This window comes from Marinobacterium maritimum, from assembly GCF_039523155.1.
Classification (GTDB): domain Bacteria; phylum Pseudomonadota; class Gammaproteobacteria; order Pseudomonadales; family Balneatricaceae; genus Marinobacterium; species Marinobacterium maritimum.
In genome coordinates, this window is sequence record NZ_BAAAET010000007.1 from 32,997 (window position 1) to 57,937 (window position 24,941).

Here is a 24,941-nt window from a genome sequence, read left to right on the forward strand (position 1 = left end):
AGATTCGCGCAAGCAAGTCAGGCAGAACGTTGTAACAGGACGGGAAAAGCAGGAAGGAAAAGAAGTTGGCCGGCCCCCAGGGAGCCGGCCGGAGGGATCAGCTGCGAACGATGGAAACGTCCTCGGCCTGAAGCCCTTTATCGCTTTCACGAACACTGAAACGCACCTGCTGACCTTCGTTCAGAGAACGATGGCCACGGCCACGGATATTACGAAAATGAACAAAAACATCATCGCCATTATCACGGGTGATAAAGCCGAAGCCCTTGGAGACATTGAACCACTTGACGACCCCAAGCTCGCGGGTGTCATTAGCATCATCGCTCTCGACATCAACTGCCGGCTGTGCAGCCGCTGCCTTGGTGGCCGGCACCGCACTGCCCGACTGCCAGGCAGCCGCCAGAGAAACAATGAAAACCACCACGGCCACCACAGCCAGAACCGGCAGGGTGAACCCGATTTCGATGGAGGCAACTTTTTGCAGCAGGAAAGGAATAATAAACGCAGCCAGCACGCTGGCCAGAACACTCTTGATTAACTGATTACCGCTCATGGATCTTCTCTATTATTAACTGAGGTATTAATGGTGAAGGTGCGCCAATGGTCGATGAACCGCGCACTAACTGAGCAGATATACTGTATCCACCATTTTTTTTCAACGGCTTAACCGACGGCCGCCTTTTCGTCAACGACGTGATCGTCTATGCTTCAGGCACACCTCACCCGATTGGAAGGAGACTGAACATGGCCGATCACGAGACCCTTGCAGAGCTGGAATCACGTATCGCCTTCCAGGAGGATGCCATCGACAAGCTGAGCGAAATGGTCGCCAAGCAGGAGATGGATATCGAGCGCCTGACTCGAGTGGTCAAAATTCTCAATGTGCAGCTGCGTGAACTCGGCTCCGAGGGCGATATCCCGGCCGCCGATGAGGCGCCACCCCACTATTGAGAAGACGGGGTAACGGCAGCACTCGTGCCATAACGAGTCGCTGCCGAGCGCTCAGCTGTCACTGCCCAGCGCTTTCAGCGCGTAGATGTCATATCGGCTGGACTTGCCATCAACCGTATAGGTCGGAGCTGGCCCTTCGATTGCCGGGGCCTTGCGTGCTCGTTTCACGACCACTCGATAGCGTGCCACATTCAGCGCAGCAGCCAGCAGCTCCCGGTCATCGCTGTCGTAGCCTACCAGCTCACGAAACGCCAGCATCTCCTTTTTCACCTGCGCTTTCTTGTCCGTATGCGGAAACATCGGATCCAGATACACCAGGTCCGGCGCCCGCTCAGCAGAGCACTGTTCGAGCCACTGACGCCCATCCGCCTGCTCCAGCGTCATCCGTTCCAGGATATCATCCAGCTCGCCAGTCGCCCGGGCCTGCTCCAGCCCGGATTCCAGCAGTGCATGCACCACCGGTGAGCGCTCGAGCATATGCACCCGGCACCCCAGAGTCGCGAGCACAAAGGCATCCCGTCCCAGACCGGCCGTCGCATCCAGAATCGAGGGTCGTATGCCCCCCTTGATGCCACAGGCCTTGGCGATCAGCTGCCCCGTACCGCCCCCAAATTGACGTCGATGCGCCACGGCACCACCGGTAAAATCAGCCTTCACCGGGCCGGGGCGCTTGCGCCCGGTGGCACAGAGTGACACCTCTCCATTGGCAACCATTAACACCTGATCCCAGGGTTCACTCCGGCTCAGATCCGGCTGCGCCACCAGCGGCAACTCCAGCCTTTGCGCCAAAGCCGTTGCCGCCACTTCATCAGCGGCACCGTCCCACCCCACCGCAAGGGTCACAACAGATTCCCCGGATTGACGAAATAGACCGCCAGTAACAGCATGCCCAGCAGCAGGCGATAGATGACGAACGGCTTCATCCCCACCCGGTCCAGCCATTTCAGGAACAGATGAATACACGCCAGCGCGCTGAAGCCGGCAATGACCGTCCCCACCCCCACCTGCAGCCAGTGAGTACCATTGCCTTCCTGGTAGAGCTCAACCCCTTTCAATGAACCTGCCCCCAGAATCACCGGGATCGACAACAGAAACGAAAAGCGCGCCGCGGTCTGCCGGTCGAACCCCAGCATCAGGGCTGCCGTGATGGTGATACCGGAGCGCGAGGTACCCGGAATCAGCGCGACAGCCTGAGCCAGCCCGATCAGACAGGCGTCACGCACGCCAAGCGCTTCGGTTTGGCGCTGCTCGGTTCGTCGTGCATCGGCCCAGGCCAGCAGAACACCGAAAATCAGTGTAGTACCCGCGATCACCAGAATGGAACGCCCATAATGATCGACCAGTCCACCCAACATAAAGCCCGCCAGCAGCGCCGGCAGGGTGGCCAGAATAACCAGCCAGGCCAAGCGCCCTTCAGCATCGGTGTTGCCACTGAGCGAGCGCCCCCAGGCGCGCGTCATGGTCACCAGTTCATGGCGGAAGTAAAAAATGACAGCCATCAACGTGCCAACATGAACACCCACATCGAAGGCCAACCCCTGGTCAGGCCAGCCCAGCAACTGAGATGGCAAAATCAGATGCGCCGAACTGGAGATCGGCAGAAACTCGGTCAATCCCTGGATGACCGCCAAAGCGGCCGTATGTATCCATTCGCTGAAATTCACTGTTGATCCTTTTTCTTCCAGGCCACCTGATCACGCAGGTAAACTGGCCGCGCCTCATCCGGCGCAATGGTTTCACCCCGAGCCACCGCTGCTGCAGCCAGACGCGCCATGATTGCCGCTTGAGGATAAACGTCCGCACTGCATTGGCCGATACAATCACTTACAGCAGAAGTCATCTGGTCCCGGTATCGCCAACCGCTGCCAAGCGCGACAAATGTCTCGTTGGCGACCGACTCCGGCAGGCAAACCCCGGAGGGAGCGCACACCTGCTCATCCACCAGTCGCTTTAGCTGGCCATTTTCACGCTGCCAGGCACACCAGTAGACCTCATCCATGCGTGCATCCAGTGCGGTCAGCAGGTAATCACCCGCCCCCTCGTCTGCGGCACAGGCCATGGCCTCCAAAGTGGACACCGGTACTACCGGCAGGTCAGCCGCAAGGGCCAGTCCCTGAGCCGCACCGGTCGCGATGCGAATGCCCGCAAAGGAACCGGGGCCACGTCCAAAGGCAATGGCATCCAGAGCCTTAAGCGCAACGCCAGCTTCAGCCAGCAACTCTTCTACCATGGGTAAGATCAAATGAGTGTGACGACGAGGCTCAATGGTGAAACGCTGCGTCAACTTGCCATCCAGCAGCAGGGCCGCCGAACAGGCGTCAGTGGAGGTATCCAGGGCGAGAATATTGGACATGGGACTCTCGGTCAGAATGAAAACGGGGCTATTGTAATAACAGGACGGGGACAATGCATCTGCCGACCCGGCACGCCCCCAAAGGGAGTGCCCGCGGTCAACAGATTAAAGCATCGCTTCACCCCAGCGTGGCAGCAAGGTCTGCTCGAAGCCCAACTGAGCCAGCAGGCGGGCAACAATAAAGTCGACCATCTCTTCTACCGTTTGCGGGCGCTGATAGAACCCCGGGCTGGCCGGCACGATGACCGCTCCCATCCGGGTCAGCTTGAGCATATGCTCCAGGTGGATCTCGGAGTAAGGTGCTTCACGCGGCACCAGCAGCAGCTGGCGTCGTTCCTTGAGCGCCACATCGGCCGCCCGTTCGATCAGGTTGTTGCTGGCACCGCAGGCGATCGCCGACAGGGTGCCGGTGCTGCAGGGGCATACCACCATGGCACTGGGCGCCCCTGAACCGGAGGCCACCGGCGCCATCCACTGCTCACGGCCATACACCTTGATCTGACCCGGCCGGGCACTGAATTCTTCCGTCAGAAAGACTTCCATCGCGTCCGGAGCACCCGGCAGCTTGAGATCGGTCTCTGTGGCGATCACCACCTGCGCCGCCCTGGACACCATCAGCAGCACCTGAGTATCCAGTTGCAGCAGACACTGCAGCAAACGCAGGCCATACTGGACACCGGACGCACCGGTAATTGCCAGGGTCACCCGGCGTGAGAAAGCAGCCTCATGCTCAGAGGACATGAATCGACTCCCGCTGTTCCAGTGCCTTCAGCAGCTTCTTGTGAATGCCGCCAAAACCGCCATTACTCATGATCACCACCTGAGCACCGCGCGGCAGCTCACCGACGAGACGACCAACCAGAGCGTCAATATTCGTTTCCAGCCGCGCCGGCACCGGACTTTGCTCGACGACCTCTTCCAGCGACCAATCCATACCTTCAGGCTGATACCAGTAAACCCTGTCGGCTGCCGCCGTCGACTGTGCCAGCGCCTCCTTGTGCGCCCCCAGCCGCATGGTGTTGGAACGCGGCTCAATCACGGCGACCACTTCGGCACTGCACCCGACCCGGGCCTTGATCCCCTCAAGCGTGGTCTGGATCGCCGTGGGGTGGTGGGCAAAGTCGTCATAAACAGTGATACCTGCGACCTCGCCCAAGCGTTCCATGCGACGCTTAACACCGCCAAAGCGGCTCAAGGCATCGATTGCATGTTCCGATTGCACGCCCACATGGCGCGCCGCCACCAACGCATTGATGGCATTGCTGACGTTGTGCAGACCAGTCAACTGCCAACAGACTTCACCCAGCGTTTCACCTTCATGCTGTACGGCAAAGTGACTGCCGTCCTCGCTGAGCAACTGTGCCGACCAGGCCGAACGACGATCGAAACCGGTCAGCACCTGCTCGCTCCAACAGCCCATCTCGATCACCTCGTCCAGCGCCTCGGCGTCAGCCGGCATGATGACCTGACCGTTATTGGGCACCAGTCGAACCAGGTGATGGAACTGACGCTGGATCGCGGCCAGGTCCGGGAAAATATCGGCGTGATCAAATTCCAGGTTATTGAGGATCAGGGTACGCGGGTTGTAGTGCACGAACTTGGAGCGCTTGTCGAAGAATGCAGTGTCGTACTCGTCGGCCTCGATGACGAAAAAGGGCGTTTCGCCCAAACGCGCCGAGGTCTCGAACCCCAACGGAATGCCACCGATCAGATAGCCCGGCGCCATGCCTGCCTGTTCCAGAATCCAGGCCAGCATGGTGGCGGTGGTAGTCTTGCCGTGCGTACCAGCCACGGCCAGCACCCAGCGATCCGCCAGCAAATGATCGTGCAGCCATTGCGGGCCGGAGGTGTAGCGCATGTTGCGCTCCAGCATGTACTCGACACAGGGGTTGCCACGGGACATGGCGTTGCCGACCACGATCAGGTCCGGCTGGGGTTCCAGCTGCGCCGGATCATAGCCCTCGATCAACTCGATGCCCTGCTGTTCCAGCTGGGTACTCATCGGCGGATAGACATTGGCATCCGAGCCTGTCACCCGGTGGCCGAGCTGCTTGGCCAGCACCGCCAGCGAGCCCATGAAGGTTCCACAGATTCCGAGAATATGGATATGCACCCCGGTACTCCTTTTTATTTGGGTATGCGCCCAATCATAACAGGTCGGAAGCATGAAAACCGCACCCGCCAACCATGCAAATCCCGGGCGCTTAGCGTACAATGAACGGGTCTTTTTAATCGGATCAACCAAAGGCCGAACGCACCCATGCAGCTGCTCAGCAACTACCTGAAACACCACGACACCGACCTCGAACTTGTCGAACTGATCGACACCCTGATGATCGCCTGCAAGGAGATCGCCCTGCAGCTGCGTGAAGGCGCTCTGGCCGGCGTGCTTGGCACCACCGAAGACACCAACGTTCAGGGTGAAACCCAGAAGAAACTGGATGTCATCTCCAACGATGTGCTGAAAAAGGTATTGCTGGATAACCCGCTGGTACGCGGTATCGCGTCCGAAGAGGAAGACGATCCCGTCTTCGGCAACCCTGAAGGCCGCTTCCTGGTTACCTTCGACCCGCTGGACGGCTCTTCCAACATCGATATCAACGTGTCAGTCGGTACTATCTTCTCTATCCTGGAAGCGCCCAAGGATGTTCAGGAAGAGTCCGTCGAGATGTTCCTGCAGGCCGGCCGCAAACAGGTCGCAGCCGGCTACGTTCTGTACGGCCCGTCTGCCGTACTGTCACTGACCACCGGCCAGGGCGTGAACATGTTCACCCTGGCACACACCGGTGACTTCCTGCTGACTCGCGAAAACGTGCAGATCCCGACCCAGACCAAGGAGTTCGCCATCAACATGTCGAACCACCGCTTCTGGGAACCGCAGATGCGCAACTATATCGATGACCTGCTCAAAGGTGCCGAAGGCCCGCGCGGCAAGAACTACAACATGCGCTGGATCGCCTCCATGGTGGCCGAAGTACATCGCGTGCTGACCCGTGGCGGCATTTTTACCTACCCCTGGGACTCCCGCGATCCGGCCAAGCCGGGCAAGCTGCGCCTGATGTACGAAGGCAACCCGATGAGCCTGCTGATCGAACAGGCGGGCGGCCTGTCCAGCACCTGCTACAGCGACATCCTTGATGTCCAGCCGGACCATATCCACCAGCGCGTATCCGTGGCACTGGGCTCCAAAGAGGAAGTGGAAGCCCTGCACGAGTACCACTGCAAGTAACATTTTTACCGACAAGTTTCACCGGTAAGTCGTATTCCAGCGGATTGCAGTGACGTTTATACTGCGGTCCGCTATCCGATCTGTCCTTGTAACCGATAACAGGAAAACAGCTCATGAGCTTTGAGAAAGTCCCTGCCGGCAAAGAACTGCCGAATGACATCTACGTGATCATCGAAATCCCGGCGGAAAGCTCCCCGGTGAAGTACGAAATCGACAAAGACGCTGATGCGATCTTCGTTGACCGCTTCATGGCTGCGCCGATGTTCTACCCGGCGAACTACGGCTACATCAACAACACTCTGGCAGACGATGGCGATCCCCTGGACGTACTGGTTCTGACCCCGCACCCGGTCATGACCGGTTCTGTTATCCGCTGCCGTCCGGTTGGCATCCTGAACATGACCGACGAAGCTGGTGGTGATGCCAAGCTGGTTGCGGTACCGCACGAGAAGCTGAGCCAGGCGTACAACGACATTCAGGACGTTGACGACATCCCGCAGCTGACCAAGGATCAGATCTCCCACTTCTTCGAGAACTACAAGAAGCTCGAGAAAGGCAAGTGGGTCAAGGTCGAAGGCTGGGCTGACGCTGCTGCCGCTCGCGCCGAGATCGAAAAATCTGCTGCTGCATACGAAGCCGCCAAGTAAGGCATGCTTCCAGGGAGATGTACCTTGGTACATCTCCCTGCTCCCTCCTTTTCAGCCCTCTCCGATCTGATACACTGCCCTCTGTCTTATAAGAACCGACAGAGAAGCCGATGAAGTTTTCAGGTACTGATCGCTACGTTGCCACCGACGACCTGCAGATGGCCGTCAATGCCGCCATCACCCTGCAGCGCCCGCTGCTGGTCAAGGGCGAACCCGGCACCGGCAAGACCATGCTGGCCGAAGAACTGGCCGCTGCACTGGGCAAACCGCTGCTGCGCTGGCACGTCAAGTCCACCACCAAGGCCCAGCAGGGACTGTACGAATACGACGCTGTTTCCCGCCTGCGCGATTCCCAGCTCGGTGACGACCGTGTTCACGACATCGCCAACTACATCCGCAAGGGTATGCTCTGGCAGGCATTCGACGCCGACGAACAGGTCGTGCTGCTGATCGACGAGATCGACAAGGCCGATATCGAGTTCCCCAACGACCTGCTGACCGAACTCGACAAGATGGAGTTCGATGTCTACGAAACCGGTGAGCGCATCAGTGCCAAACAGCGTCCGATCGTCATCATCACCAGCAACAACGAGAAGGAACTGCCGGACGCCTTCCTGCGCCGCTGCTTCTTCCACTACATCGCCTTCCCGGACAAGGACACCCTGGAATCAATCGTCGATGTGCACTTCCCGCAGATCGAGCAGAAACTGGTGCGCGAGGCACTGGAAATTTTCTTCCGCCTGCGTGACGTACCGGGCCTGAAGAAGAAGCCTTCTACCTCGGAACTGATCGACTGGCTCAAGTTGCTGCTGGCCGACCGCATTCCGTCTGATGTACTGGCCGATCAGGATCCCTCCAGCGCTATGCCGCCGCTGTACGGAGCCCTGCTGAAGAACGAGCAGGATGTACACATGCTGCAGCGTCTGGCCTTCATGACCCGCCGCGGAGCCCGCTGATGCTGATCGACCTGTTCACCCAGCTTCGCCAGGGACAGGTCCCGGTGTCACTGCGCGAGCTGCTCGATCTGATCGCCGCCCTGGAGCAACGTGTCGCCAGCCTGGATGTGAACGACTTCTACCTGCTCGCGCGCGCCTGCATGGTCAAGGACGAGAAGTACTACGACCGCTTCGACCGCGCCTTCGGGCAGTATTTTGCCGGCCTCCAGGCCCAGGGCGATATCACCGATGCGCTGATCCCCTCGCACTGGCTGGAGAGCGACTTTCTCAAGCAGCTCAGCGATGAGGAAAAGGCCAGGATCGAAGCGCTGGGCGGACTGGACAAGCTGCTGGATACGTTGAAGGAGCGGCTGGAGGAACAGCATGATCGCCATGCCGGCGGCAACAAGTGGGTCGGCACCGGCGGCACCTCGCCCTTCGGCCACAGCGGCTATAACCCGGAAGGGATCCGCATCGGTGGCGAGAGCAAGCACAAGCGCGCGGTAAAAGTCTGGGAAAAACGCGAGTTCCGCAACCTGGACGACAGTGTTGAGCTCGGCACTCGCAACATCAAGGTCGCGCTGCGCAAGTTGCGCAAGTTTGCCCGCACCGGCGCCGCCGACCAGCTCGACCTCGACGACACCATCCGCTCCACCGCCCGCAACGCCGGCCTGCTGGACCTTAAAATGGTGCCCGAGCGCCACAACGCCGCCAAGGTGCTGCTGTTTCTCGATGTGGGCGGTTCCATGGACCCGTTCATCCGCACCTGTGAAGAGCTGTTCTCCGCCGCGCGAACCGAGTTCAAGCACCTGGAGTACTTCTACTTCCATAACTGCGTCTACGAGAAGGTCTGGCGTGACAATCGGCGCCGCTATGATGAAGCCATCCCCACGCTGGATGTGTTGCACACCTACGGCCGTGATTACCGGGTGATCTTTGTCGGCGATGCCGCCATGTCGCCCTACGAACTGGCGGACCGCTTCGGCAGCGTCGAGCATATGAACGAGGAGCCGGGGCAGCTCTGGCTGCAGCGGATTCTGGATACCTGGGACAAGGTGATCTGGCTCAACCCCTCATCCGAGCGCTACTGGCACTACACCCAGAGCACTCAGATGATTCAGCAGCAGCTGGACAATCACATGTACCCGCTGACTCTGGAGGGGATCGAAGCCGGTATCCGCTACCTGTCCCGCTGAGCGAATACCGGCCTGGATGCTGTTATCTGCTTAGCGACCGACCTGCTGTCGGGCCGCCTCCTCCAGCCGCTCAACGTAGGTCAGGTTTTCCCTGGCCTTGGGATAGAAGGTCGGCGACAGCGTCAGTGCTTTCTCAAAATACTGCTTTGCCAGTGCATAACGTCCATCAAGCATGCAGATATAACCAATATCGTTGTGCGCCTTGGCCGTATCCATCACCCGCTCCAGTGCATTCAGGGCTGCCAGATAGCGCTGCTGGCGGGCATAGACCAGTCCGAGGTTGCGCCAGGCCTGTTCAAACTCCGGCGAGATATCCAACGCCTTGCGGAACTGCTTTTCGGCATCGCGCCAGCGTGAGTCCAGGTAGTAGGAGTAGCCCAAGTTGTTCAGCGTATCGGCCGCCTCAGGCCGGATGCTCAGGGAGATCTGATACAACCGCTGCGCTTCTGCCGTGTTGCCATCCAGGTCGGCCAGTACACCGAGGCCGTTATAGGCACGAGACGGTGAACGGGCATCGTAATCCTGCGCGGCATCCGCATCGAAGCGCTTGCGATCCAGCGCCACCGCCTTGTCCAGGTTTACCTTGGCTTCGGCATAACGGTTATGTTTCAGGTGCAGCACCCCCATCGCTGTCAACGCACCGATATGCTCCGGGTCTATCCCCAGTGCGCTGCGCAACGCCAGCGACGCCAGTTTCTCGTTACCGCGTCCCATATGCACCTGACCGATGCGGAAATAGGCCATCTCGCTCTCGGCCTCCAGATCCAGCACCTGCACGTAATGGTAAAGCGCCTCATCGGTATCCCCCCGCGCCAGCGCCTGATCTCCCATGATGATGCCCTGTTTCACGGTCGTGGCCTGCGGCAGGCCGGCGAAAGCCAGTGTCGGCTTTCCTTCGTAAAAAGCCTCGTTACTACTTGCCGCCTGCTCCTTGTCCATCTGCGAGTTGGTTGCGCAGCCGCTGAGCAGCAGCAAGGCCACCATCAGCAAGCCGGTACCGATTCGACGCTCTCCAGTTCGTGAAGTCATGGTGCTTCCCCTTGTGTAGGATGCGTTCTAGAACACCACACGCATCACTGTGCCGATGTTTAACGACCAAATACTTCGAGTACTTTCAGAATAGCTGGCCCCACCGCAACCACAAAGAACCCCGGCCAGATGCAGAAGGTCAGTGGGAAGATCATTTTGGTACCGATCTTGGCCGCCTGTTCTTCCGCCGCCTGCATCCGCTTGTCGCGGAATTCTTCGGAATACACACGTAAGGTATCGGCAATACTGCTGCCGAAGCGGACACTTTGGTCCAGCAGTGCCACCAAACCGCGAATGTCCTCGACGCCGGTTCGATGTGCCATTCCTTTTAACGCTTCTATACGGTTCACACCGGCACGAATTTCCACGTTGACCAGGTGCAGCTCTTCGGACAGCTCCGGGTGGCTGACCTCCAGCTCTTGACCCACACGCTGCAGAGCAGCGGTAAGACCCAGGCCTGATTCAACGCAAACGACCAGCAGGTCCAGTGCATCAGGGAAGGCGTTGCGGATGGCGCGTTTACGTCTGTTGGCCAGATGGTCCAGCACCATGTTGGGCAAGATATAGCCCATATAGGCCGCACCGGCACAGATCATCAGCACCTTATCCGAGGTCAGTTTCGGGTTGAAGCTCGTGGCCAGCCAGGCAATCAACAGCAGACTGATAGCTAGCAAGACCTTCAGCGCATAGAGCGAACTCATCGCATTGGGTGCACGAAAGCCCGCATGAACCAGTTGAGCATGCAGTTTGTTCTTGTCCCAGTCCTTGCCTGGTAACAGGTGCTTGGTCAGCGGATCCAGTGATGACAAAACCTTGCTGCGGCTATCTCCAGAATGCCCCTTGGCATCTGGATGGCCAGTCAACGCACGCACGCGATGGCGAAATGGAGCCGCCAAGCCATTAACCAGAACCGTCAGGCTCAGACCGAACGCCAGTGCCGCCGCCGCCACCAGTCCTATGACGACATAACGGGCATAGACTTCATTTCCTATCTGCTGATTAATCAGTTCAACTAAAGTTTCCATGATTCACACCTCGATTCTCAGCAAGCGCCGAATCCAGACCGCACCCAATAACATCAGGACAAAACTGATCATGATCAGCTGATGGCCGCGATCAGACCTCACCAGTGCTTCCATGTAACCAGGGGTTGTGAAGTAGATCAGACCGAACAAACCAAAGGGCACCAGCATCAGAATCCAGGCTGACAGGCGTCCCTCTGCAGAGAGTGTTTTTACCCGGCGCTGGAAGCGAAAGCGACCGCGAATAACCGAGCCAATGTTTTGCAGAATCTCCGCCAAGTTGCCACCTGTTTCCTTTTGCACCAGCACAGCAGTTACAAATGCCATCAAGGTTACACTCGGCACACGCTCCAACAGCCCCAGCATCGCCCGGCGCAGGTCAGACCCATAGCTCAAGTCCGAATAGGTAATACCAAACTCTGTTGATACCGGCCCTTCCAGACCTTCAGCTACCAGGTTCAAGGACTCACTGAAGGGGTGTCCGGTCAGCAAGGCACGCTTGATAATATCGATCGCTTCCGGCAGCTGGGATTCAAACTCTTGTAACCGTTTACCACGTAGGAATAGCAGCCGCAGATAAGGAGACGCGAGCAGCACTGCAGCAGCCGCCAGTGCAACCGGCAAGTACTTCGCAACCAGCAACACCAGCACGAAACCAGCCACTCCAAGCAACAGCGACAGCAGCACCACCTTGTAGGCCATAACCTTGCCGCCCGACTGCTCGATCAATCGTGCCAGCGACTCCATCCCCGGCAAGGACTCGAGCTGCCGCTCCACTGGATTCAGCTTTTTCAGATAGCGCGTACGCAGCAGAGTACTGATCGAAGGCTGATCCGACTCAGAAGATATTTCCCCCAAGCGCTGCTGAAGTCGTTTCTTGACCCGGCGCTGCTCGCCAAATACCGGGATCGACAGGGTCGCCAGCAGTATAAAGACCGAGATAAACACCATCGCCAGGATGACAACAATCTCGGTGGACTCCAGTTGCAAGTTCATTGCACACCTCCCGCTATTCCGGTTCGAACAGCGATGTCGGTATTTCGATACCACGCTGGGCCAACCGCTTGTGGAAGCCCGGCACGATGCCTGTTGCCTTGAATTTACCCAACACATTGCCCTTGGCATCCAGCCCCTGGCGCTCGAAGGTAAACAGTTCAGACATGGTGATGATGTCACCCTCCATGCCGTTGATCTCCTGAATGCTTACCAGCTTGCGCCGCCCATCCTCCAGTCGCGTCACTTGCAGCACCACATCAATAGCCGAGGCGATCTGCGCGCGCAGCGCCTTGGTCGGGAAGCTGATACCGGTCATCGCCACCATGTTCTCGATTCGCCCCAGAGCATCACGCGCACTGTTGGCGTGGATGGTGGTCAGCGAGCCATCGTGGCCGGTATTCATCGCCTGCAACATATCCAGAGTTTCGCCGCCACGGACCTCCCCCAATACGATCCGGTCGGGTCGCATCCTCAAGCTGTTTTTCACCAGATCTCGCTGAGTGACCTCACCCCGCCCCTCGATATTGGGCGGCCGAGTCTCCAGGCGGACCACATGAGGCTGTTGCAGCTGCAGCTCCGCTGAGTCCTCAATGGTGACGATACGTTCATCATGCGGGATATAGCCGGAGAGAATATTGAGCAGGGTGGTCTTGCCTGAACCTGTACCACCAGAGATCAGTATATTGAGCCGCGCCTTGACAATCCCCTCCAGAACCGGGGCGACGCGAGCATCAACGGACCCCTTCTCGATCAGGTTCTCCATCGAAAGCAGTTCCACCATAAAGCGACGAATGGAGATCTGCGGGCCATCAAGCGCCAGCGGTGGGATAATCACGTTGACACGCGATCCATCTTTCAAGCGGGCATCCACCATCGGCGATGATTCATCGATATGGCGCCCCACGCTGGAAACAATACGGTCGATGGTGTTCATCAAGTGACCGTTGCTACTGAAACTGACCGGGCAGTGCTCCAACTTGCCGAAGCGCTCCACAAAGATGGAATCAGGACCGTTGACCAGGATATCGGAGATAGTAGTGTCCTCCAGAAGTGGTTCCAATGGCCCCAGCCCCATGATCTCGTCCTCGATCAATTTCATGATCTTTTGACGTGACTGGGAGCTGAAGGGAACCGAAAACTCCTCCATCAACTGACGGCACAAGTCGCTGATCTGTCTACGCGCTTCGTTCTCCTCAAGACTATCAATCAGCGACAGGTCCATCCGCTTGAGCAGCTCCTGGTGCAGCTGTTGTTTGCACTCAAGCTCAGCCGACGACAGGGTTTCGATCATCAAAGGAGGACGTTCCTGTACCTCAACCTCCTCTGGCGCTTGCTCGACTACCTCTGCGACACGTAACTTGTTCAACCTGTTTCCCAGTATGGACATGGCTTAGTCCCCCTTGACCAGATGGAACAACTTGCCCAGCAGACCAGAGCTTGTTTTTCCCTTGCCCCCGACAATCTCTTCACTGAGGCCGTGCAGGGCACGACTGATTGGTGCTCGCCGAGCGATTTCGAGCAACGGCATACCATTATTCAATGACTCGCTGACATGCTTGAAGTCATTGGGCACTGTCAGGATCGGCTGGTGTTTCAATGCCTTGGCGACCTCAGCCAGAGTAATGGGCGATGACTTGTCATAGCGGTTCACCACCACCAGAATGCGGTGGTCAGGAATATCCAGATCCCGGCGCATCACTTCTATCAGCCGGGTCGCATCTCGCAGATAGGTAATCCCCTGCTGGAGGGTTAGCACCACCTGATCAGCTTGCTCCAATACCGTGGTCGTGATCAGATCGATCTGGCGCGGCAGATCCACCACCAGATGCTGATGGTCTTTCGCCAACAGCCTGAACAGTTGTAACAGTTGCTCGCTGGAGACCTCGTCACTCAGCAGCAGCCGGTCTGACTCAGCACTCAACACCTTCAGGCCGCTGACGTGACGTGCCAGGTAACCATCCAGCGCCAGGCTGTCCAGATCCTCCACATTCTCCAGCGCCTGCTTGATACCTCGTTGAGGGTTGAGATCCAGATAGTGAGACAGAGAACCGAACTGCAGGTCCAGATCAACCAGTACCACCTTGCGCTGCCCATCGGATGCCAGTTGATGCGCCAGGTTGGTCGCGATCAAACTGGCACCTGAACCTCCCTTTGCATTCATCACCACTGTCAGGTGAGTGTTCAAGGTACTTTGCTGGTCCTTTGATTCGCGGTAGAGCTGGTCCACCACCCTCAGCAGCTCACCATCTTCCAGCGGCTCGGGAAAGAAATCACGCGCGCCTGCTTTCATCGACAGGCGCATCGCCTGAGCCTGAGCATCTGCACTGACCACCAGCATCGGCACTCGGGATTCAACCGGGCGCGCACAAAGAGACTCCAGCTCCGCCTGCCAACACTCTCCAACCCGGAAAATCAGCAGGTCAGGCAATTTTTCCAATCCATGCAAAGGGTCTGAGTGTCCGTTACTGATCAGGCGACAGTTGATTTTCACGCCTACCGGCATCAGGCTCAGAGCAGACTTGAGCTGTGTCAGGGCGTCTGCCGAGCGGCTGGCGATCAGGATGGAAAACTCCCTGGCACTAGGGGCACTCGACGGTGTTTTCACTTCATATAGAAAGTTTTGTTTCATCATGACAGCTCTCCTAACTCCCACAGGGAGGATCTCCAGCCGCAGCGGGGTGCACACCAAGGCTCTCTGCCGGCAAGGTGGTTGCAAAATCCAGCGCATCCAGTTGGATGTCAAAAAACGGTATCAGCATCTGATGGGTGTAACCGACAATGGCGGACTGTACGTAATAGGTGTTGGATGTGGAGGTCGCGGGTGTCGAACCATCTTCCTGCAGATATCGGATGGCGATATTTTCCGCCGTGAAATTGGGCAGAATGGTGCCGCCAAAAGCACCAGCCTCACGGGCAAAAGCCTGGCCCGCTACGGTAACCGGACAGACCACCGCCAGACGGGTCGCTCGGCGAGTCGCTTCATCGAGGACATTCCAGGTAAACATCAACCTGCCGAACTCGATCAAGCCGAAAAGAACGATGAAAAGCAGCGAGCCAACCAGAGCAAACTCAACCGTTGTGATCCCTTCCTGACCTTTCCACTTCTTAATCATCATCTCAGCTCCCTCCCAGCACTCTCATGCTGATCGAACTATCGAGCGTAAAGTCGATGTTGATTGGATCTCCCAGGCCGAAAGTCGGCAAGCTGCTGAACAACATGGGGGTGAAGTCGTACTGAACATGCACCTGCACCTCATTCAGGGCAGGCACCTCACAAAAGCTGACATCGGCTGCCTCCAGTCCAGGAAGTACCGGATCCGCTCCACCCAACTCGGAGCCATATACGATCAGGTTTCGAGCCCGATCCATCAGGTTGTCCGGCAGCAGAATTACAGGATCATCTGTCGTCGGACAGTCATTCAAAACCACCTGCTGGCCATAGTTGAGATGAGTTGCCAACAAGCGAGCACCACTGCGTTGCGCCTTGGTCAGGGTGTTGTACTGGTAAAGCATGCGGCCGATCTCCGCAGTCGCCAGTAGCAACAGCAGTAATACCGGCAGTACGATAGTCATCTCAACTGCAGCTACACCCTGCTGACGTTTTCTTAATACAGGCAGATGCATGATCATCATGAGTCTCCACTATCCGTATCCCGAAAGAGAACGATCTTGAAGACAGCACTGGGATCGGCTGGGGTGCTGGTAAAGGTACCTATGGCATCACAGCCTTCAGACTCGGAATAAAACTGGCCGAATACCTCAGCATCATTACCCACATCCACATCCTGCATCAGGAAAAAGCAGCCTACGCTGTAGACGTAGACATCCGAACTGGTCCCGGTGGTGGTACCCGTACAATCACCGATGGGCAGCACCAGTTCTCTCCTGCCACAGGATTCACCCGCCAGACAGCCATCGGCATACTCGGGGCTATTCAGGTAATCCTGATAATCGAACAGACCATCCACATCAGGAGTACCGTCCGCCCGGTTGATAATGGGGCGGTTATTTTCATCCAGACCTTCAAGCACCAATCGGTTATCACTGTCGTAATCGGTCACGACATCCGCAGGGGCTTCGTCTGGCCCTATGGGGCCATCGTAGATCCCAAGGCGAGTATTCAACCCCTGACCTACAGGGCCCGACTTGTTACCGGGTTCGGTATCGGCTGCCTGATCATCCCCTATGCTGCTGCACTGGTTGGCTACCCCTGCCAAAGCATCGCGCAGATCTCCCCCCCCAATGCCATCTAATCGCAGTAAACGGAAGTTGCCCGGCCCGACATCAGTGCCACTGCCCCCGGCCAGTTTGATCACGCTGACATCGTCGAGGCTTTCAATATCGTTGTTACCGTTATCGACATAGCCAAAGTAGTTGCCATCATCGGGTCCACAGTCATCTGCCGTATTATCAGGCGTCGCTGTACCATCACTGTCGCAACCACAGGCCAATATCGGCAAAAGATCACAGGTATTGGCATTGAGGCCGATCGGCCCCGCTACCGCACTGGCACTGACCTCCTTATCAGCAAAACCAACCACCTGCAGCAACCAGACCTCAAGCGGCAGATCCACAGCGGTTACTCGTACATAGGGCAAGCCATCTGCAGCATCGACGAAGGGATTCAACGTTTCCGAAAATTCCACCAGTAGCGAGGTTCCGCTACTGGCATAGGCTTCGTTCAACTCACCATTGTCAGCCAGGCCCAGGTTACTCATGAAGGTTGCCAGGGCAGCCGCTTCGGCCGCTGCATGGATGGTTGAGATTGATGTGTCCTCAGGAAAATCAGCAACCGTACGCGCGGCACTCAGTGCTGATGCATCTACCGCGTTTTGCAGCCGGGTCTTGTTCAGCAGAAGGTGCCCGCCATCCATGGCCAACCCTGCCATCGCCAGCAGGGCCAGCATGGCAATAGCCACCAGCACCAGCACCACACCTTGCTGCTTTTTCCTGATGGTTGTTTCGAATCGGCGCTTCATTTTCGCCTCCCTTCAGGGCCTGGCGATCAGCCCTCCCCGAATGGTTTATAGCGGCTAGTCACTGCCTAGTTGCCGATATTGATCTCTATATTTCCTGCTACGCCTGAAGCGCTCTGGGCTTCACCACGGTAGCTGGAAATCACCTTATGAGCCTTATCTCCATCGAGCCGCATTGGTCCGTGACTGTCAGCGGCATCAGGGTTTTGCGTCTGCATCTGCCTCATCTCTTCAACAGCCAGCCCTAGCGGTTCATGAGGCGGGTTGGTACTGCAGCCCGGCACCAGCAGCATTCCGGCTGCCAGCATGCTCAATGTCCAGTTTTTGCTGTTCATGGCTTCTCTCTCCTATCAGCACCTGGGCTATTCGATACTGTGACCAAAGGTGGATTCACTGCCGTCGGTTACAGGGAAGACCTTGACACTGTCTTCTGAGCTTTCAACCGGGGAAGCAGCTTCTGCAGCCCCTGACTCAGCAGGCATGGCTTCACTGGCATCAGCGGATGCCACCATCATGTCACCGCCGGATTTCTGTCCACGGGTACGGCCCAGCAGATAGAACTCTGCATCAGTCGGTTCAACAAAGCCGTCACCCGGCAACCGGATGCCTTCGTTTTTGAAAGGCTGTGCCAAGGTGGGGGTCACGAGGATGACCAGCTCGGATTCACCCTTTTCAAAACTGGAGCTGCGGAACAGATGCCCAAGCACAGGGACATCCCCCAGGCCGGGGAATTTATCAACCGCTTCTCGGGTGCTTTCGTTAATCAGCCCCGCAATACCAATAGTCTGACCATCTCCCAACTCAACAGTCGCACGAGCACTGCGCTTGGTTAGAGAAGGAATAATGTAGGTACCACTATTATCCACACTGGTTTGGATAGTCCCCGCAGGTGCAAAATCGGTCACAGAGACATTCAGGCTGAGATTGATAGTGCCTGAGTCGAGCACCACCGGCAGGAACTTGAGTCCAACGCCGAACTCCTTGAATTCGATAGTGATACCATCATCGTTCGGTACCGGGATTGGGAATTCCCCCCCGGAGAGGAACTCAGCCTCCTGACCTGTCAGTGTCGTCAACGTCGGTTCTGCAAGCACCTTGGCGCTGCCATTTTCCTTGGCCGCATCAAAGGCCAGCTGGAACAGGAGGTTACTATCGAGGTATTGAGCAAATATCCCTTTACTGGCAAAACTCAACGGGGAATTGGTGATCTCGGTAATCAGGCTGTTATCGTCAATTGAATAGGACAAGGCACCGGGTTGACTGCTACCTCCAATGGTCCAATGGTCATCATGGCCATCCAGGGCATGAAACTTGACCCCCATCCGCTTCATTACACTGCGAGACATCTCCGCCACGGTCACCTTCAGCATTACCTGCTGGGAGCCTCCGACCTTGAGCAGGTTCACTACCTCACCTTGCTGAGTGGCCCCTTCACCCGAAGGTTTTTGCAGAAAGCTGTCAGCCAGCCGCACCGCCATATCCATGGTGCCTACGTTGGAAACCTCACCGCTCAACAGAATTGAGCCCTGAGAGGAGTTGACCCTGATGCTTTCGCTGGGTGCCATCTCATAAAGTTTTGCTTTAAGGCTGTTCACGTCGGGGGTTACTTCCACATCAATGGATGCGGTCAGCCGGTTGCTCTTATCCCAAAGCAAAACATTGGTGGTCCCTATCCCCTTGCCCAATACGTAGATCTGCTGGGAGCGCATCACCAGGATATCGGCGATCTCCTCGTTACCGATCGACACCTTGTGCACAGGGCCGTTCAGCTGTACCACTTTTGATTTGTACAAAGGTACAGTCAAACGTTCGACCATGGAGTCCGCCCCTGCCTCAACTGTTACGGCCCGGGCCTCACTTGCCATCAGCGCCAACATCAGCACCACGAAAATTGCAGGCAGGATGCCTTCAAGCCAGTAGTCGATATGCCTCTTAGCGGCTACTGCATATTGTTCTTTTTGCTTAGCCATAATCCGATCTCCTCAATCACCTATCCTTAGACACCCCGACTACATGGGCACCCGCTTGCGCTCCCAGTCCACACCCTTGATCACGATGACCGAAGGTGGTGCACTGTAGCGCCTAGCCGGCTGCTTCTTGACGGGGGCAGGAGCGGGTGCTGGCTCGCTGACCGGAGCCGCCTCGGCAACCATTTGCTGCTGCTCTTCCTCGGTAATCGGGTTACGCAAGGTCAGCTGAATACGTCCCTCTTCCCGAGCCTTGGCCAGCTCTTCCGACTCCTTGGGTGTCAGCTCCAGAGTTACGGCCCGTACCACGATGGGATCGTTCTTGTCGGTACGTGCCTTCTGGTCCACGGCCAGTACCTTGATATCCCGCAGTACCGTGCGCGCCTTGACACTTTTACCCTCGTTTTTGGTCGCGATGATATCGACATGGTTGCCCGGCAACAGGAAGCCTGCGACCCCGACTACATCGTTAACACGTACCGTGAATGCCCTTTTCTCAGGGTCGATTAAAGCAGCCAAAGTTGCACCTTCGCTGTGTTCACTAATGCGCTCCTTGCGCAGGGCATCCCCAGCCAGAATATCCTGCAGAGGCACCATGCCTTCAATTTCGGCTGGGTCTGAAATGCTGTTGGCTGGTACCAGGTCGTCCGGCATTGCCTTAATCTTCAGGTGTCGCCGTTCAATCGGTTGACCATAAGGAATATCCATTGCCGCGTAGACCACCGGAGTGCCTTCTGCGGCAACCGCCGTACTGCCCGGTAGCTGCTGCTGAAGCCAGGCATTGGTATAGATGGCTGCACCTGCGGCCAATAGCACCGACAGGGTCAGCAGTAGAAGCGTTCTGCCCTTAAACATGGTCATTCCTCCTGTTAAGGGTGGTCGAGGACATCTCCACTTCGGCATCCAAACTGACGAAGTAGCTGTCCCAGGCCCAAGTCAGGGATTCACTAGAGAGGGAGGCGGCATCACCGCCAAGGTAACGCACACGATCCTGCGCCATGCCCAGCAGATCCCTCGGATGGCAGGGACGCAGCCCAACCTTGTTCTTGGCATGCAGCTGAGTAAGCGCAAATTCGAGTAGTGCCGGATCAAAGTTGATTCCCTTTTCACCACATACCTGCTGCCAGATACGGCTGTACTCATCTGGCTGCAGAAAACCGAAATAGATCTTGTAGCCGATACGCCGCAGGAAGGCTTCATCGGCTAGATCCAGCGGGTTGATGTTGGATGAGAACACCAGAATCTGGTCAAACGGCGTCTGGAAGTGACGACCAGCGCCAAGAGTCAGATAATCCTGTTTTTCTTCCATCGGCACGATCCAACGGTTGAAAATCTCCATCGGCGTGGCCCGCTGGCGCCCCATATCGTCGATGATGAAAATGCCGTTGTTGGCCTTGAGCTGCAGCGGTGCCTGATATTCCTTGGTAACCGGATTGAAGTGCACCTCCAGCATATCCATGCCCAGCTCGCCGCCGGTAATCACTTCAGGCCGCTTGCAGTGAACAAAGCGGGGATCATGCCCCTGGTCCAGCATCAGGCTGGGAGACTGCTCGGCGGTCTCGACCGGCTGATGCAGCAAAGGGTCAAACAATGAAACCACCTGCTCGCTGACCGAGATCGCATAGGGAATCAGGCAGGTGTCAGCAAACAGGCCTGTCAGTTTCTGTGTAATGTAGGTTTTACCAGTACCGGCGGGACCGTAGATAAAGATGGCGCGACCAGAGTTCATCGCAGGCCCAAGCTGCTGTTTGAGAGAGTCGCGCAATACAACCTTGGCAAACAGCTGGTTCAACGACTCGGCGGTCACATGGGCATGGTGTACAGTCTGTGCCGCGACCACATCACGGTAGAGTTGAATCGGCACCGGCGCAGGTCCCAGATAACCACTTCGTGCATAGGCATCAATTGCCATCTCGCGGCCACGCTGGGTCAGGCCATAGCTAAGCTCACGCTTGTCAAACCCCTTACCATGTACATCGATCATCACTTCCTTGCGCAGAAATTCGATTAGTTCCTCAAGGACCGGTCCGGCTAAAGCCAACCGCTGCATCAACTGCTTCGAGCTAAGCAAGCCGGCATCATAGAGATGCTTGATCATCAATTCGGTGAGAAAATGGCGACTCAGACCTGTATCGGCCAAAGTCAAAGGCCTCGCTGCCAGGCTGCGCAAACGCTCTGCCTGCACCTGATCACCCGTTGCCTCTGATGCCTGGATGTTCATCGCATCATTCATTGCACCACCCCCAGCGCCTGCAGTTGAAATCCCACCTCTTTCGTCAAGTAATAGAATTCCAGATTATTGTCGATCAAGCCTTGATGGATCAGGGTGCCAACCGCAATCGAAAGAGAAAAAGGAAAGCGGCGACGAGCAACTGAACCAGCTTCCGCCGGAACCATTGTTCGTGCCGTGATCATCACCATGTAACGGCGATAGAGACTGGCAAGTTCTCCACTGCGAAGGATCATGTAAAAAGCCACACAGCCACCTATCACCAATGCAAAACAAGCCGCTGCCAAAACAGCCTGGGGCCCAATCAAAGCGCCAATGGCTGCCATCAGTTTGACGTCACCAGCCCCCATGCCGCCTGTCAGGTAAAAAGGCAGCAGGATTGCAAGCCCAACCCCTGCGCCTTTTAGGCCTGCAAACCACTCTGGACTAGGTAAAAAGAAGTAATGTAGCAGCAACCCCGTTACCATGAGCCCAAAGGTCAACCAGTTAGGAATACGGTGGCGGCGCCAATCCATTAGCACCGCTAACATAAGTGCGAGCAATAACAGGAGGGTAGATACATCGTAGGTATAAAGTGGCAACATGTTATCTCCCCCTGCATGCTATTCAGTGATTGAGACCCAGCCTCAGCTGTTAACACGTACCTCGAGTTGCCCCACCTGCAGCACCGTTTTGAATTACATCAGCCAAATACTGAATTGTTAGACCAACCTCGCAGCCCAAGTCCGTAAAGGCCACGATAACTGCAGCAGCCACCAGGCTACCGGCCACCGCATACTCAACCGTAGTCAAACCTTCTTCTTCCTTGATGAAGTCCACAAATTTACGAGTGATAACGTTCATGTGTCCGCCCTCATTCTTAGTGCCATTCAAGGCCGAAAGCCGGTACAACTGCATTCACCGTCGGTGTGCACCGGGTACGTGAGTGACTATAGGCAGGGTGGAAAAGGGGTGCTGAAACGATCTTGCACAAAAGATAGGACTATTTTGATCGAGGCTGTTTCAGAGCTGTAACACCCAAGAGCTATATCAATGCTGTTACAGCAATCGTGATTCTGCATAAAAAATCGACAAGTTGGTGCAACACTCCTGCTCTCGTTGTTCTCTATACTGAACGGAAGCCGAATCAACGGACTGGCCGGTCGCCCCCACCAACGACAACAAAGAAACAACCAGTGGGAGACTCTGGATCATGTCTCAACCCAGCACACTTACACTGCTGTGGCTGGATCTGCGCAGTTCCGACCGATCCACAACGCTTTATGATCTGTTCGATCGAAGGTTCGAAGTCGAACAGCTGAACCTGCATAACCCGGTTTACGACCGGCAACGGCTGTCGCCTGCAGCCATCTGCGTCGATTTTGATTACCCCGATATGCATGGGTTGGCACTGGTGCGCGACCTGCACGACCAGTACCACCTGCCGATAATCATGATGACCGAACAGCACTCCGAGTCCTTAATGGTCTGGGCGCTGAGAGTTCGGGTCTGGGATATTCTGCTGAAGCCGATGCAACAGTCTGCAGCCGACTATCAGGTAGATGCCCTGTATCAGCGCCTAATCAGAGCTGCACAGGATCCTGCTACCCTGGATGAGGTCAGCCCGATGCTGCGGCTACCGGAGGAGTCCCGCTTTCATGGCGGCAACACCGAGGCCCGCACCGTACATCCGGCACTGTCCTACATGCAGCTGCACCTGGGTGAACGCATCAATGAAGAACAGTTGGCACAATTCTGTAACCTGAGGCCATTGCAGTTCAGCCGCCAGTTCAAGAAGGCATTTGGAGTAAGCTATCAGGAGATGCTGCAGCAACTGCGGATACAGGAGGCCACCCGGCTGCTGGAGAACCCGGACCTGCAGATACTCGATATCGCCCTGACCGTGGGCTATCGGGACCATTCCTATTTCTGCCGGGTCTTTAAAAAGTACCTGGGTGTCACACCCAAGACCTATCAGGAGCAGTTGCTGTCTCAAAGTGAGCAGGAACAGCAGCGCTTCATTGAGGTAAAACTGCAGGCGGTCGCCAACCTGGTACCGCCGCAGGCCACATCAACGCAGGATGAGTGGAACCGCCGCCGGTCCCACTGAAGGACCGACGGCAGGCTTGTTTCAGTGAGTATGGTCGAGCAAGTCTTCGACCACTTCCTGCTCTTCGTGCAGGTCATTATCGACCGGCTTGGCCACCGGCAAAATCAGGTTCAGCGCAATGGCGACAGCACCACAGAGGCTGACACCCTGCAAGCTCAGGTCGCCCTGCCCCACGGCCATGCCACCGATACCGAACACCAGCGTGGTCGCCACGATCACCAGGTTGCGCTGCTCGGCCAGATCCACATGTGCCTTGATCAGGGTATTCATCCCCACCGCCGCAATGGAGCCAAACAGCAGGATCAGGATGCCGCCCATCACCGGTGCCGGGATAGTCTGAAGGGCCATGCCGAACTTGGCGATAAACGCCAGGGTGATCGCCACAATAGCCGCCCATACCATGATGACCGGGTTGAACGCCTTGGTCAGCATGACCGCACCGGTCACTTCAGAGTAGGTAGTGTTGGGCGGGCCACCGAAGCAGGCGGCCGCCGTGGTCGCCAGACCATCGCCGAACAGGGTTCGGTGCAAACCCGGCTTGCGCACATATTCCTTACCGGTCACGTTGGAAATTGCCAGGATATCCCCAACATGCTCAATCGCCGGCGCCAGCGCTACCGGCACCATGAACAGGATTGCCTGCCAGTTGAACTCAGGTGGTACAAAGCTGGGCATGGCGATCCAGCTGGCTTCTACGATAGGTGAGTAGTCCACCATGCCACTGAAGTGAGCCACCGTGTAGCCCACCACGACACCGGACAGAATCGGCAGCAGCCGGAAGATACCGTGGGCAAAAACGGCCACGATCAGCGTGGTTACCAGTGCACTCATCGACACCAGCATCGCCTGCTCGTAGGGGAAGAGCTCAATGGAGCCGTCCCCGCTCTTGCCCATCGCCATGTTAACCGCGATCGGCGCCAACCCCAGGCCGATGATCATGATCACCGGGCCGGTCACCACCGGCGGCATCAGCCGATGCAGGAAGCCCACACCTTTAAGCTTTACCGCCAGTGCCAGCAGCATATAAACCGCACCGGCCGCCATCAGGCCGCCCATGGTCGCACCCACGCCCCAGTTCTGCACCGAATAGGTAATCGGCGCAATGAACACAAAGGAAGACGCCAGGAAGATCGGCACTGTCAAGCCGGTCACCAGGTGGAACAGCAGCGTACCAACACCGGCAGTAAACAGCGCTACGCTGGGGTCCAGCCCGGTCAGCAGCGGCATCAGCACCAGTGCGCCAAAAGCCACGAAGAGCATCTGCGATCCGGCCAGCGCGGTGCGCCAGTGGAAGGCTCCTTGTTGCAGGTTCTGCATCAGT

27 protein-coding genes are annotated in these 24,941 nt (G+C 57.0%); 6 read left to right on the plus strand and 21 right to left on the minus strand.

Features of this window, described 5'->3' with window-relative positions:
• Positions 1-97 precede the first annotated feature (97 nt).
• A complete protein-coding gene (locus ABD013_RS17280) occupies positions 98-553 on the minus strand; it encodes a cold-shock protein (RefSeq protein ID WP_343808870.1) in 456 nt (151 codons plus the stop codon).
• 191 nt (positions 554-744) lie between these two features.
• Here ABD013_RS17280 and ABD013_RS17285 point away from each other — a divergent pair, with 191 nt between their 5' ends.
• The gene (locus ABD013_RS17285; protein WP_343808872.1) at positions 745-951 is read left to right on the plus strand and encodes a SlyX family protein; all 207 of its coding nucleotides are present in this window, start codon (positions 745-747) and stop codon (positions 949-951) included.
• A gap of 51 nt (positions 952-1,002) precedes the next feature.
• On the opposite strand, the gene ABD013_RS17290 is transcribed toward ABD013_RS17285, so the two are convergent.
• The 5 genes from ABD013_RS17290 to mpl form a co-directional block, all read right to left on the minus strand.
• Positions 1,003-1,794 (minus strand): class I SAM-dependent methyltransferase, encoded by a 792-nt coding sequence (locus tag ABD013_RS17290; protein WP_343808874.1) that lies wholly within the window; start codon positions 1,792-1,794, stop codon positions 1,003-1,005.
• Positions 1,791-2,615 carry an undecaprenyl-diphosphate phosphatase gene (locus ABD013_RS17295; RefSeq protein ID WP_343808876.1) on the minus strand — a complete coding sequence of 275 codons (825 nt, stop codon included), beginning with the start codon at positions 2,613-2,615 and terminating at the stop codon, positions 1,791-1,793. Before ABD013_RS17295 ends, ABD013_RS17290 begins: the two co-directional genes overlap by 4 nt.
• Positions 2,612-3,304 carry a tRNA (adenosine(37)-N6)-threonylcarbamoyltransferase complex dimerization subunit type 1 TsaB gene (gene tsaB / locus ABD013_RS17300; protein ID WP_343808878.1) on the minus strand — a complete coding sequence of 231 codons (693 nt, stop codon included), beginning with the start codon at positions 3,302-3,304 and terminating at the stop codon, positions 2,612-2,614. The genes ABD013_RS17295 and tsaB overlap by 4 nt, the downstream gene beginning before the upstream one ends.
• A 105-nt stretch (positions 3,305-3,409) precedes the next feature.
• Entirely contained in the window at positions 3,410-4,045 is a 636-nt protein-coding gene (locus ABD013_RS17305; protein ID WP_343808880.1) for a flavin prenyltransferase UbiX, read from the minus strand.
• Positions 4,035-5,417 (minus strand): UDP-N-acetylmuramate:L-alanyl-gamma-D-glutamyl-meso-diaminopimelate ligase, encoded by a 1,383-nt coding sequence (mpl, locus tag ABD013_RS17310; RefSeq protein WP_343808882.1) that lies wholly within the window; start codon positions 5,415-5,417, stop codon positions 4,035-4,037. Before mpl ends, ABD013_RS17305 begins: the two co-directional genes overlap by 11 nt.
• A gap of 147 nt (positions 5,418-5,564) precedes the next feature.
• Between mpl and ABD013_RS17315 the strand changes: the two genes are divergently transcribed.
• The 4 genes from ABD013_RS17315 to ABD013_RS17330 all read left to right on the plus strand — a co-directional run bounded on the left by ABD013_RS17315 (position 5,565) and on the right by ABD013_RS17330 (position 9,311).
• Complete coding sequence (locus ABD013_RS17315) at positions 5,565-6,533, plus strand: class 1 fructose-bisphosphatase (protein WP_343808884.1); 969 nt, start codon at positions 5,565-5,567, stop codon at positions 6,531-6,533.
• A 113-nt stretch (positions 6,534-6,646) separates the two neighbouring features.
• A complete protein-coding gene (ppa, locus tag ABD013_RS17320; protein WP_343808886.1) occupies positions 6,647-7,180 on the plus strand; it encodes an inorganic diphosphatase in 534 nt (177 codons plus the stop codon).
• Between the two features lie 110 nt (positions 7,181-7,290).
• Positions 7,291-8,136 carry an AAA family ATPase gene (locus tag ABD013_RS17325; RefSeq protein ID WP_343808888.1) on the plus strand — a complete coding sequence of 282 codons (846 nt, stop codon included), beginning with the start codon at positions 7,291-7,293 and terminating at the stop codon, positions 8,134-8,136.
• Positions 8,136-9,311, plus strand: coding sequence for a vWA domain-containing protein (locus ABD013_RS17330; protein WP_343808890.1), 1,176 nt, complete (start codon positions 8,136-8,138; stop codon positions 9,309-9,311). The genes ABD013_RS17325 and ABD013_RS17330 overlap by 1 nt, the downstream gene beginning before the upstream one ends.
• A 30-nt stretch (positions 9,312-9,341) precedes the next feature.
• On the opposite strand, the gene ABD013_RS17335 is transcribed toward ABD013_RS17330, so the two are convergent.
• The 14 genes from ABD013_RS17335 to ABD013_RS17400 form a co-directional block, all read right to left on the minus strand.
• Positions 9,342-10,340, minus strand: coding sequence for a tetratricopeptide repeat protein (locus ABD013_RS17335; RefSeq protein WP_343808891.1), 999 nt, complete (start codon positions 10,338-10,340; stop codon positions 9,342-9,344).
• A 59-nt stretch (positions 10,341-10,399) separates the two neighbouring features.
• Positions 10,400-11,365 (minus strand): type II secretion system F family protein, encoded by a 966-nt coding sequence (locus ABD013_RS17340; protein ID WP_343808892.1) that lies wholly within the window; start codon positions 11,363-11,365, stop codon positions 10,400-10,402.
• A gap of 3 nt (positions 11,366-11,368) precedes the next feature.
• Complete coding sequence (locus tag ABD013_RS17345; protein ID WP_343808893.1) at positions 11,369-12,358, minus strand: type II secretion system F family protein; 990 nt, start codon at positions 12,356-12,358, stop codon at positions 11,369-11,371.
• Positions 12,359-12,371: 13 nt separating this feature from the next.
• Positions 12,372-13,724, minus strand: a complete 1,353-nt coding sequence (locus tag ABD013_RS17350; protein WP_343808894.1) for a TadA family conjugal transfer-associated ATPase — start codon at positions 13,722-13,724, stop codon at positions 12,372-12,374.
• Positions 13,725-13,748: 24 nt separating this feature from the next.
• The gene (locus ABD013_RS17355; RefSeq protein ID WP_343808895.1) at positions 13,749-14,990 is read right to left on the minus strand and encodes a CpaE/TadZ family protein; all 1,242 of its coding nucleotides are present in this window, start codon (positions 14,988-14,990) and stop codon (positions 13,749-13,751) included.
• Positions 14,991-15,000: 10 nt separating this feature from the next.
• Positions 15,001-15,474, minus strand: coding sequence for a TadE/TadG family type IV pilus assembly protein (locus ABD013_RS17360; RefSeq protein WP_343808896.1), 474 nt, complete (start codon positions 15,472-15,474; stop codon positions 15,001-15,003).
• Position 15,475: 1 nt separating this feature from the next.
• Positions 15,476-15,991, minus strand: a complete 516-nt coding sequence (locus ABD013_RS17365) for a TadE/TadG family type IV pilus assembly protein (RefSeq protein ID WP_343808897.1) — start codon at positions 15,989-15,991, stop codon at positions 15,476-15,478.
• The gene (locus ABD013_RS17370) at positions 15,988-17,337 is read right to left on the minus strand and encodes a Tad domain-containing protein (RefSeq protein WP_343808898.1); all 1,350 of its coding nucleotides are present in this window, start codon (positions 17,335-17,337) and stop codon (positions 15,988-15,990) included. Before ABD013_RS17370 ends, ABD013_RS17365 begins: the two co-directional genes overlap by 4 nt.
• A 65-nt stretch (positions 17,338-17,402) precedes the next feature.
• A complete protein-coding gene (locus ABD013_RS17375) occupies positions 17,403-17,669 on the minus strand; it encodes a hypothetical protein (RefSeq protein WP_343808900.1) in 267 nt (88 codons plus the stop codon).
• 27 nt (positions 17,670-17,696) lie between these two features.
• Complete coding sequence (locus ABD013_RS17380) at positions 17,697-19,304, minus strand: type II and III secretion system protein family protein (RefSeq protein ID WP_343808901.1); 1,608 nt, start codon at positions 19,302-19,304, stop codon at positions 17,697-17,699.
• A 39-nt stretch (positions 19,305-19,343) separates the two neighbouring features.
• Positions 19,344-20,156 carry a Flp pilus assembly protein CpaB gene (cpaB, locus tag ABD013_RS17385; RefSeq protein ID WP_343808902.1) on the minus strand — a complete coding sequence of 271 codons (813 nt, stop codon included), beginning with the start codon at positions 20,154-20,156 and terminating at the stop codon, positions 19,344-19,346.
• Complete coding sequence (locus ABD013_RS17390) at positions 20,149-21,534, minus strand: AAA family ATPase (RefSeq protein ID WP_343808903.1); 1,386 nt, start codon at positions 21,532-21,534, stop codon at positions 20,149-20,151. The genes cpaB and ABD013_RS17390 overlap by 8 nt, the downstream gene beginning before the upstream one ends.
• On the minus strand, positions 21,531-22,115 hold the full coding sequence (locus ABD013_RS17395; RefSeq protein ID WP_343808904.1) for an A24 family peptidase: 585 nt from the start codon (positions 22,113-22,115) through the stop codon (positions 21,531-21,533). The genes ABD013_RS17390 and ABD013_RS17395 overlap by 4 nt, the downstream gene beginning before the upstream one ends.
• A 49-nt stretch (positions 22,116-22,164) precedes the next feature.
• Entirely contained in the window at positions 22,165-22,374 is a 210-nt protein-coding gene (locus tag ABD013_RS17400; protein WP_343808905.1) for a Flp family type IVb pilin, read from the minus strand.
• A 349-nt stretch (positions 22,375-22,723) separates the two neighbouring features.
• Between ABD013_RS17400 and ABD013_RS17405 the strand changes: the two genes are divergently transcribed.
• Positions 22,724-23,620, plus strand: coding sequence for a helix-turn-helix transcriptional regulator (locus tag ABD013_RS17405; RefSeq protein ID WP_343808906.1), 897 nt, complete (start codon positions 22,724-22,726; stop codon positions 23,618-23,620).
• A gap of 21 nt (positions 23,621-23,641) precedes the next feature.
• Here ABD013_RS17405 and ABD013_RS17410 read toward each other — a convergent pair whose 3' ends face one another.
• A complete protein-coding gene (locus tag ABD013_RS17410) occupies positions 23,642-24,937 on the minus strand; it encodes a uracil-xanthine permease family protein (protein ID WP_343808907.1) in 1,296 nt (431 codons plus the stop codon).
• Positions 24,938-24,941 lie beyond the last annotated feature (4 nt).

Bases quoted from the DNA above. Each gene is read 5' to 3' on its own strand.
- ABD013_RS17410 (WP_343808907.1), bottom strand. From the start codon at position 24,937: ATGCAGAACCTGCAACAAGGAGCCTTCCACTGGCGCACCGCGCTGGCC.
- ABD013_RS17325 (WP_343808888.1), top strand. From the start codon at position 7,291: ATGAAGTTTTCAGGTACTGATCGCTACGTTGCCACCGACGACCTGCAG.
- ABD013_RS17405 (WP_343808906.1), top strand. From the start codon at position 22,724: ATGTCTCAACCCAGCACACTTACACTGCTGTGGCTGGATCTGCGCAGT.
- ABD013_RS17390 (WP_343808903.1), bottom strand. From the start codon at position 21,534: ATGAATGATGCGATGAACATCCAGGCATCAGAGGCAACGGGTGATCAG.
- ABD013_RS17355 (WP_343808895.1), bottom strand. From the start codon at position 14,990: ATGATGAAACAAAACTTTCTATATGAAGTGAAAACACCGTCGAGTGCC.
- ABD013_RS17305 (WP_343808880.1), bottom strand. From the start codon at position 4,045: ATGTCCTCTGAGCATGAGGCTGCTTTCTCACGCCGGGTGACCCTGGCA.
- ABD013_RS17360 (WP_343808896.1), bottom strand. From the start codon at position 15,474: ATGATGATTAAGAAGTGGAAAGGTCAGGAAGGGATCACAACGGTTGAG.
- ABD013_RS17370 (WP_343808898.1), bottom strand. From the start codon at position 17,337: ATGAAGCGCCGATTCGAAACAACCATCAGGAAAAAGCAGCAAGGTGTG.
- tsaB (WP_343808878.1), bottom strand. From the start codon at position 3,304: ATGTCCAATATTCTCGCCCTGGATACCTCCACTGACGCCTGTTCGGCG.
- ABD013_RS17335 (WP_343808891.1), bottom strand. From the start codon at position 10,340: ATGACTTCACGAACTGGAGAGCGTCGAATCGGTACCGGCTTGCTGATG.
- ABD013_RS17280 (WP_343808870.1), bottom strand. From the start codon at position 553: ATGAGCGGTAATCAGTTAATCAAGAGTGTTCTGGCCAGCGTGCTGGCT.
- ABD013_RS17365 (WP_343808897.1), bottom strand. From the start codon at position 15,991: ATGATGATCATGCATCTGCCTGTATTAAGAAAACGTCAGCAGGGTGTA.
- ABD013_RS17380 (WP_343808901.1), bottom strand. From the start codon at position 19,304: ATGGCTAAGCAAAAAGAACAATATGCAGTAGCCGCTAAGAGGCATATC.
- ABD013_RS17400 (WP_343808905.1), bottom strand. From the start codon at position 22,374: ATGAACGTTATCACTCGTAAATTTGTGGACTTCATCAAGGAAGAAGAA.
- ABD013_RS17375 (WP_343808900.1), bottom strand. From the start codon at position 17,669: ATGAACAGCAAAAACTGGACATTGAGCATGCTGGCAGCCGGAATGCTG.
- ABD013_RS17285 (WP_343808872.1), top strand. From the start codon at position 745: ATGGCCGATCACGAGACCCTTGCAGAGCTGGAATCACGTATCGCCTTC.
- ABD013_RS17330 (WP_343808890.1), top strand. From the start codon at position 8,136: ATGCTGATCGACCTGTTCACCCAGCTTCGCCAGGGACAGGTCCCGGTG.
- ABD013_RS17345 (WP_343808893.1), bottom strand. From the start codon at position 12,358: ATGAACTTGCAACTGGAGTCCACCGAGATTGTTGTCATCCTGGCGATG.
- ppa (WP_343808886.1), top strand. From the start codon at position 6,647: ATGAGCTTTGAGAAAGTCCCTGCCGGCAAAGAACTGCCGAATGACATC.
- ABD013_RS17315 (WP_343808884.1), top strand. From the start codon at position 5,565: ATGCAGCTGCTCAGCAACTACCTGAAACACCACGACACCGACCTCGAA.
- cpaB (WP_343808902.1), bottom strand. From the start codon at position 20,156: ATGTTTAAGGGCAGAACGCTTCTACTGCTGACCCTGTCGGTGCTATTG.
- ABD013_RS17395 (WP_343808904.1), bottom strand. From the start codon at position 22,115: ATGTTGCCACTTTATACCTACGATGTATCTACCCTCCTGTTATTGCTC.
- ABD013_RS17340 (WP_343808892.1), bottom strand. From the start codon at position 11,365: ATGGAAACTTTAGTTGAACTGATTAATCAGCAGATAGGAAATGAAGTC.